The sequence below is a fragment of the Micromonospora sp. NPDC002411 genome, from assembly GCF_053592955.1.
On sequence record NZ_JBSFBM010000301.1, the window covers coordinates 1 to 8,359 of the forward strand.

The window sequence follows — 8,359 nt, forward strand, 5'->3', positions numbered from 1 at the left end:
CTTGGGCAGCACCACCACGACGGCCTGCGCCTTCTTGGAGTTGTACTCCTGCGGGCCGAGCTCCAGGGTCTGCTTCTGCCCCGCCACGACGACCTCGTAGTCGAGCCAGCCGAGCTGGAACTTGTTCCAGGCGCCGAGGTCGCCGCCCCGGTCGCCGATGCCGACGTCGTTCTTGGCACCGAGCCGGCTCTGGGCCATCAGGGTCCAGTGCTCGTTGCTGTTGTCGGCGGGGCCGTAGTCGTCCGGCAGACCGAGGTCGTGGCCGTACTCGTGGTAGAAGACGCTACGACCGCCGTTTTCCGGCTGGATCGTGTAGTCGCGGATCCAGACGCCGGTGTTGCCGATCTGGGTGCCGCCGATCGGGAAGTTCGGCGGGCCCACGGGCGAGCTGTTGAAGGCCGACCAGCGGTGGCTCCAGATCGCGTCCTCACCCTGCTGCGGGTCACCGTCGGCCTGGTCGCCGCCGGAGTGGACGATCTGGAAGTGGTCGATGTAGCCGTCCGACTCGTTGAAGTCGCCGTCACCGTCGTAGTCGAAGCGGTCCCACTGGTCGAAGGACTTCATCTCGGCGGCGATCTGCGCGTCCGTCCGGCCCTTGGCCTTCTGGTCGGCGACCCACTGGTTGGCGGCGTCGCGGATCAGTGCCCAGGTGTTCGAGCAGACGTTGTCGCCGCAGACGGCGGGGTCGCCGGTCGGGTCGTCGTCGGCCTTCGGGTCGTCGGAGCGACCGTAGCGGGCCTCGTTGTACCGGACCTTGACCCAGTCGGTCACCTCACCCTCGACGGTGTAGCGACCCGAGGACTGCGCCTCGTAGTACTGCTTGAGCGACTCGTCGCCCGGGTTGGTGCCGAAGTACAGCTGGCGGAAGTGCTCCGGGCTGAAGTCCGGCTGCCAGATGGTGGAGTTGTCCACTGCCCGGTTGGGCTCGGGGATCTTGTTGTGCAGCGGGCCGTCGAACGTCGCCGGTCCGGCGATGTCCGGGTTCATGTCCTTGTCCGGGTAGGACGGGTGCCGCTCGTCACCGAACTCGGCCAGGATCACGAAGATCTTGTCGGTCCGCTCACGCTTGAGCTCGACGTACTGATCCCTGGTCTCCTGGCCGCCGCCGGCGGTGCGGGCGCGGGCGTTGGTGCCCGCCTTGCCGACCTCGCCGACCTTGACAACCGTGCTTCCGTTGCGCTCGATCGGCTTGCTGCGACCGGTCAGCACGTCGGCGAGACCCTGCTGACGCAGCGCGCGGCGCTTCTCCTCGAGCTTGTCGGGGAGCTCATCCTTCAGCGCCTGTGGTTCGGCAGCGGCCGGTGCTGCTGCCGGCAGTTTGGGCTGCGGGGCCGCCGAGGCGGACGGGCCGAACGCCAGGCCTGTCGCCGTCAGTGAAAGCCCGAGCAGACCCACTGCGACTTTGCGCACGTGGTACCTCCGGTGTGAGGGAACCGGCCCAACGGGGGTACGGGCCGGTGGGAGATCGATCCCACTAGTGGGACCAATGGTGAACATAGACACTGCTGGGACGGGTGGGAAGACGGACGCGTCGATTTGTTGCAAGATTTTGTTGGGAATGCTTTTCACCGTCACACACCAGGGCTTCATCAGCCACGCTGACCAGCGATGATTGGCCCGGTCCCGTATACAGCGACCCATTTCGATCAATTTGATCGATGTACGACAGTGGGGCCGGTGACGTCTCCGTCACCGGCCCCACAGTCAGTTGTCGAACTGGAAAACCGTTACTTCTTCGCCGGGGTGACGAAGATCTGGGCCGACGAGTTGTCGTTCGCCGCCTTCTTGATGGTGAGCGAGACGCCGTAGTTCACGCCCTGGTCGCCCGGGTTACCGGTACCCAGCACGATCGCCCCGCCGCCCAGGGTGACGCCGTAGAACTCCGGCGCCGGGCTGCCGTCCGGGTTGGTGACCCGGGTGGTGTACGGCGCGTTGCCACGCGACGGCAGGACCACCGACGCGTCGTTGTCCCGGGCGTACGCGGCACCGTCGCGCATCTCGATGCCCGGGTACCAGCCCTTGGCGTCGGTGAACGACTTCACCGGCGGCAACCCCTTGAACTTCGTGCAGTACGCGCTGTACGGCTCGTCCGCCGCCTCCAGGCACTCCGTGAAGGGGTACGTCCGGTTCAGCGAGAACGCCGCGTTCGACGACTGCGGACGGCTCGGCAGGTTGTCCGTCACCGACGGGTCCTTCACGGCCGCCTCGCCGGTGCGGCGCAGCGGGTCGAAGTGCGAGTCGACGATGAGCAACCCGCCCTTCGCGCCGTAGCTGGGCAGGGCGGTCATCTGCCCGGTGACGTGGTTGACGTCGCCGAGCGCGGTGTCCCGGTACCAGACCAGCATGCCCGGGGCGTTGTAGGAGATCCGGTCGACCTTCCACGCCTCGTGCGAGTAGATGGTGTCGTAGGCGTACTGGAGGCCCTTGTCGAAGCCGTCGAAGTTGCGCCACTCCGCCAGGTAGTACTGGGCGTGCACCTCGGTGCCGCTGGAGACCTTCCAGCCGCCACCGGTGGTGTCGACGAAGGTGCCGCCGGTGGCCGTCCAGCCGTTGGCGCCACCCTCGACGTCGTCACTCCAGGTGGTGGCGCCGCCGCCGGTGACCGAGAAGTCGTCGACGAACCAGTTGCGCTCCTCGAACGCCTCGTCGGTGGCCAGGCGCAGCCGCACCTGGACCGTCGTGCCGGCGTACGCCGACAGGTCGACGTAGTCGTGCCGCCAGCCGTCGGTGCTGCCGGTCAGGCCGTACTTCTTGCCACCGAAGTCGTTCATCCGGCCGTTCGGGTCGGCGTAGCCGTCCGGGGTGGTGACCACGGTGCCGGACTCGTCGTACACCTTCTGCTCGGTCCAGGTCGTACCGCCGTCCGTCGAGAGCTCGACGAAGCCGTAGTCCCAGTCCTCCTCGATGATGTAGTTGTTCCACATCCAGAACTTCGAGTCCGCCGCCGCCGGCACGTCGACCGAGCGGCTCAGCTTGACGTCCGCCCACTCCTGGTCGTTGTTGCTGTGCCACATCTTCGTGCCGCTGTGCGGCGTGGCCAGCGTCGTCACCTTGTCCGGCAGGTCGACCTTGATGCCGTCCTCGGAGTCGATCGGGGTACGCGACGTCTGGCCGAGCTTGACCTCGCGGGGGTTCGAGCCGGGACGGATGGTCAGCGGGTCGGCCCAACCGAGCACCCACTTGTCCCAGATGCCCATGTGCGTCGGCAGCGCCTGGAAGATCTCACCCGAGTGCGAGCCCGAGGCCATCAGGTCCCAGAAGTCCACATCGGAGTCGGCGTTGCCGGACGTGTCGTAGAGGTCCGGCAGGCCCAGGTCGTGACCGAACTCGTGGGCGAAGACACCGACACCGGCGTCCTCCGGCTGCACGATGTAGTTCGACGCCTTGATGTTGGTGCCCGGGATGGTGTAGCCGCCGGCAACCGTGGAGGAGTGCGCCCAGACGGCGTACACGCCCTCGGCGCCGCCGCCGCGCGACTTGCCCTGACCGGCGTGCACCAGCACGAGGTGGTCGATCACGCCGTCTGGCTCGAAGAGGTTGCCGTCACCGTCGCGGTCGGCCTGGTCCTCGATGTCGTAGTCGGCCCACGGGAAGGTCGGGTCCTTCGCGACGAGCGCGTCGATGGCGTCGGTCGCCAGGCGGCCCGCGCCGGCCGGGTTGTCCGGGTGGCCGTTCATCGACTGCTCACGGCCGGGGACCCAGGCGCCCGTCTCGTCCTGGAAGCAGCGGTTGGCGGCGTACCAGCCCTCCGAGTGCGGCACGGTGATCCACGGGCTGGCCTGCCCGTCCACCGTGTACGCGTTCTTGGACATCTCCAGGTACATGTTGTGCATCGTGCGACCGGACAGGTCGATGCCCTTCTTGCCGTCCGGGCCCTTCAGGTCGGTGCGGACCCGCTCGGTGATGCCCTTCTTGCTGTAGAGCATCTTGTTGTAGTGCTGCGGCGAGAAGTCCGGCACCCACATCGAGTTGTTGTCCTCGTGCGGCAGTCGCGCCGGGTCCGGGATCTTGTTGTGCTTCGGGCCGTTCTGGACGGTGCCGGGGACGCAGGTCCGGTCCTCGAACACCGTCTTCGGCACCATCACGCCGGTGAAGTCGTCGTTGGCCTTGTCGTTGAACTCGACAAGCAGCGTCAGCAGCTTCGCCGTCTGTGTGGTCGGCGCCTTCTTGAACTTGCGGGGGTTCTGGCCAGTCTTGAGCGACTGGGCTTCGGCCTTGGCCAACTGCCGGGCCGCCACCGGGTTGCCCCGGGCGTGCTTCTGGTCGAACGCACGCGCCGACTCGGCAGCAGGGGTGTAGACGCCGCCCTTGCCCTTGACCTCACGACCGTTGGTGTCCGGCTGCACCTCGGGCTCGGCGTAGTTGATGTAGTGCTCGTCGGCCCCGATCACCGCCCTGGGGGTGGGGGACGACGACTGGGCGGCCGCGCTGCCGGTCACGGTCAGTGACGTGGCCGCGAGGGCGATGACGGGCAACGCGACGAGTAGTCGTCGGCGCGACCCCGGACGGGAGTTTCTGTTCATGCCACTCCGTTTCTCGGGCAGAGGACGTCGGTGGGACCCGTGCGCCGGGGCGCGTCGAGACCGGCCGACGAGCGTGAAACTAAATGACGAACAAGCCGTACGACAGGATCGTGATCGATGCGTTACCCGTTCGGTGGGAGCGCTGCTCGTCGTACCTCCACAAAAGACAACGGTGGGTGACGGTCCGTCCGGACCGCCACCCACCGCAGGGGTACGTCTACTCGTCAGTCCTCGTCGGACTTCGCGCCGCTCATCCCGGAGGAGATCAGGTCCATCACCGAGGAGTCCTGCAACGTCGTCACGTCGCCCAGCGACCGGTTCTCCGCCACGTCCCGCAGCAACCGGCGCATGATCTTGCCGGAGCGGGTCTTCGGCAGCTCCGGCACCAGCATGATCTGGCGCGGCTTGGCGATCGGCCCGAGCGTCTTCGACACGTGGTTGCGCAGGTCCGCGATGAGCTGCTCACCCGCGTCGCCACTGATGTCCGTGCTGCCGCGCGGAATGGCGAACGCGACGATCGCCTGACCGGTCGTCGGGTCGGTCGCGCCGACGACCGCCGCCTCGGCCACCGACGGGTGCGACACCAACGCCGACTCCACCTCGGTCGTCGAGATGTTGTGCCCGGACACCAGCATCACGTCGTCCACCCGGCCGAGCAGCCAGATGTGCCCGTCGTCGTCCTTCTTCGCCCCATCCCCGGCGAAGTACATGCCCTGGAACCGCGACCAGTACGTCTCGATGAACCGGTCGTCGTCACCCCAGATGGTGCGCAGCATCGACGGCCACGGCTCACGCAGCACCAGGTAGCCGCCACCACCGTTCGGCACCGACTGGCCCTGGTCGTCCACCACGTCGGCCACGATGCCCGGCAGCGGGGTCATCGCCGAACCCGGCTTCGCCGCGGTGACCCCCGGCAGCGGGGAGATCATGATGGCGCCCGTCTCGGTCTGCCACCAGGTGTCCACGACCGGCAGCTCACCCCGACCGACGTGCTGCCTGTACCAGATCCACGCCTCCGGGTTGATCGGCTCACCGACGCTGCCCAGCAGGCGCAACGACGACAGGTCGAAGCCGGCCGGGATGTCCTCGCCCCACTTCATCATCGTTCGGATCAGGGTGGGAGCGGTGTACAGGATGCTCACCTTGTACCTGTCGACGATCTCCCAGAACCGACCCTTGTGCGGGGTGTCCGGGGTGCCCTCGTACATCACCTGGGTCGCGCCGTTGGAGAGCGGGCCGTAGACGATGTAGGAGTGCCCGGTGACCCAGCCGATGTCAGCGGTGCACCAGTAGACGTCCGTCTCCGGCTTCAGGTCGAAGACCGCGTGCGTCGTGTACGACGCCTGCGTGAGGTAACCCCCGGTGGTGTGCAGGATGCCCTTCGGCCGGGCCGTGGTGCCGCTCGTGTAGAGGATGAACAGCGGGTGCTCGGAGTCGAACGGCTGCGCGGTGTGCTCGGCCGACGCGGTCTCCACCGTCTCGTGCCACCAGTGGTCCTTGTCCGACCACCCCACGTCCTCGCCGGTCCGGCGGACGACCAGCACGTGCTCCACCGACGGACAGCTCGCGACGGCCTCGTCCACAGTCGGCTTCAGCGCCGACGGCTTGCCCCGCCGGTAACCACCGTCCGCGGTGATGACCACCTTGGCGCTGGCGTCCTGGATCCGGTTGCTCAGCGAGTCGGCCGAGAAGCCACCGAAGACCACGCTGTGCGCGGCGCCGACCCGGGCGCACGCCAGCATCGCCACCGCCGCCTCCGGGATCATCGGCAGGTAGATGGCCACCCGGTCGCCGGCGGTGACCCCCAGTTCGGTGAGCGCGTTCGCCGCCCGGCAGGTCAACTCGTGCAGTTCGGCGTACGTGATGGTGCGGGTGTCGCCCGGCTCGCCCTCCCAGTGGATGGCGACCTTGTCGCCGAGCCCGGCCTCGACGTGCCGGTCGAGACAGTTGTACGCCACGTTGAGCTGGCCACCCACGAACCACTTCGCGAACGGCGGGTTCGACCAGTCGAGAACCTCGTCCCACTTCTTCGACCAGGCCAGGCGATCCGCCTGCTTCGCCCAGAAGGCGAGCCGGTCGGCCTCCGCCTCGGCGTACGCGTCGATGGTGACGTTGGCGTGCGCGGCGAGTTCGGCCGGCGGGGGGAACTGGCGCGTCTCGTTCAGCAGATTTGCCAATGCCTCGCTCATGCCGTGACTCCTCGTCGCTCGGGTGACCTGGGTCTCGCTGGCCACGAGGGTAGTCGGCGGGCCCTCGGCCAGCGAGGGCTGCCCGCCTCGTCGCGCCGAGCGGCCCTCGCCACGCGCCCGGCGGCGGGACGCGTCCCGCCCGCAGCCCGCCCGCGCGGTCCCACCCCGCCCGCAGCCCGCCCGTGCGGTCACATCCCGGCACGGGGTGGGCCTGGCCGGCGCGGTCACACGCCGCATGCGGTGGGTATGCCCATGATCGACACGAGTTCGCCGATATCGGGGTATCGCGACGCTAGGACACCGCAACATCGGCGATGCCGTGTTGACCATGACGCGGTGGGCCGGTGGGCCGGGCCGAGTGGATCTGGGGGGCGCGCGCCGGGAAGGGCGAGAGCCGCGCAGACGGGCTGGCGCGGGTGGCGCGGCTCGCGTTGCGGCCGGGTGTGGCTCGCCGGGCCGGGACGGGTCGCTAGCGTGACGGGGTGACCACCGACCCGCTCGCCCCGCTGCTCGCGCTCGCCGACATCGCCGCCGCCGTCGAGCAGGCCCGCGCGCGGTTCGACCAGGCGCTCGGACACCGCGCGCTGCGCCGACACGGTGGCCAGGTCGCGGCCGAGGTCAGCCTCCGCTCCGCGGTGGCCAGCGCCGCCCTCGAAGGGGCCGTGCACGAACGGGAGGCGGTCCGCGCCGGCACCGTCACCGACCCGGTGCTCCAGGGGGCGCTGCGGGTCGCCGGAGCGCTACCCGGCCTGAGTGAACTCTGGCCCAAGGCACCCCGGCAGGCTCTCGCGAAGCTGCACGTCCTCGCCGCCCGGGATCTGGTGCCGGAAGCCGAACTGGGCCGCCCGGTGGCCGACCCCGTGGTCGCCACCCGGCTGGACGGGCTGGCCGGGCTGGTCGCCGGCGGAACGAAGGTCTCCCCACTGGTGCTCGCCGCCGTCGTACACGGGGAGTTGTTGAACCTGCGCCCGTTCGCCGGGCCGTCCGGTGTGGTGGCCCGGGGCGCCGCCCGGCTGGTTCTGCTCGCCAGCGGCCTCGACCCGCGTGGCCTGCTCGCCGTCGACGTCGGGCATCGCGAGCGGGAGCCCGAGTACGTCGGCTCGGCGGGGGCGTTCGCCACCGGCACCCCGGACGGGCTGCGCTCCTGGCTACGCCACTACATGGCGGCCGTCGAGGTGGGCGCCGACCAGCTCACCGCCATCGGCGACGAGGTCCTCGCCGCCGCCTGAGCGGCGATCAGTCCCGCCGCGTCGCCCGGCTGACCTTCGCTTGCAGTGCCCGGCGGGCGATCGGCCCGAGATCGTCGACGATCTCCATGAGGAGCGCGAGCTGGTCGAGCGCCGCCATCGCCTGGTCGGCGCCCGCCGGGTCCACCCCGTCGTAGAGTTCCAGCCCGATGAACGCGGCGGAGACCGCGCGGGCCAGGCCGGGCACGTCGGCGACATCGGCGAACGGAGAGCCGGCGAGCAGCCTCCGCAGGACCATCTCGATCTCGTCCACCCACAGCTGGAGCGCGCCGGCGGTGGGGGCGGCCAGGCGTTGGTCCGCCTGTGCCCCCGCCAGCATCTGGGCCAGGAAGGTGACGTTGCCGAGCTGGCGTTCCTCCTCGTGCAGCTCCCGCCCGACCGCGAGTAGTTCGCGCAGCGA

At 69.3% G+C, this 8,359-nt stretch carries 4 protein-coding genes and 1 pseudogene; 1 reads left to right on the forward strand and 4 read right to left on the reverse strand.

The window, feature by feature from the left end; translation table 11 throughout:
- The 3 genes from ACWCO3_RS27320 to acs form a co-directional block, all read right to left on the reverse strand.
- On the reverse strand, positions 1-1,395 hold a 1,395-nt coding region (locus tag ACWCO3_RS27320; protein ID WP_450012757.1), incomplete at its 3' end, for an immune inhibitor A domain-containing protein.
- Between the two features lie 332 nt (positions 1,396-1,727).
- On the reverse strand, positions 1,728-4,523 hold the full coding sequence (locus tag ACWCO3_RS27325; RefSeq protein WP_145785943.1) for an immune inhibitor A domain-containing protein: 2,796 nt from the start codon (positions 4,521-4,523) through the stop codon (positions 1,728-1,730).
- 224 nt (positions 4,524-4,747) lie between these two features.
- Complete coding sequence (acs, locus tag ACWCO3_RS27330) at positions 4,748-6,712, reverse strand: acetate--CoA ligase (protein WP_450012755.1); 1,965 nt, start codon at positions 6,710-6,712, stop codon at positions 4,748-4,750.
- Between the two features lie 482 nt (positions 6,713-7,194).
- Between acs and ACWCO3_RS27335 the strand changes: the two genes are divergently transcribed.
- A complete protein-coding gene (locus ACWCO3_RS27335) occupies positions 7,195-7,941 on the forward strand; it encodes a Fic family protein (RefSeq protein ID WP_145785945.1) in 747 nt (248 codons plus the stop codon).
- A 7-nt stretch (positions 7,942-7,948) separates the two neighbouring features.
- Here the strand turns inward: ACWCO3_RS27335 and ACWCO3_RS27340 are convergent.
- Positions 7,949-8,359: pseudogene (locus ACWCO3_RS27340) on the reverse strand (TetR/AcrR family transcriptional regulator); the annotation flags it as partial.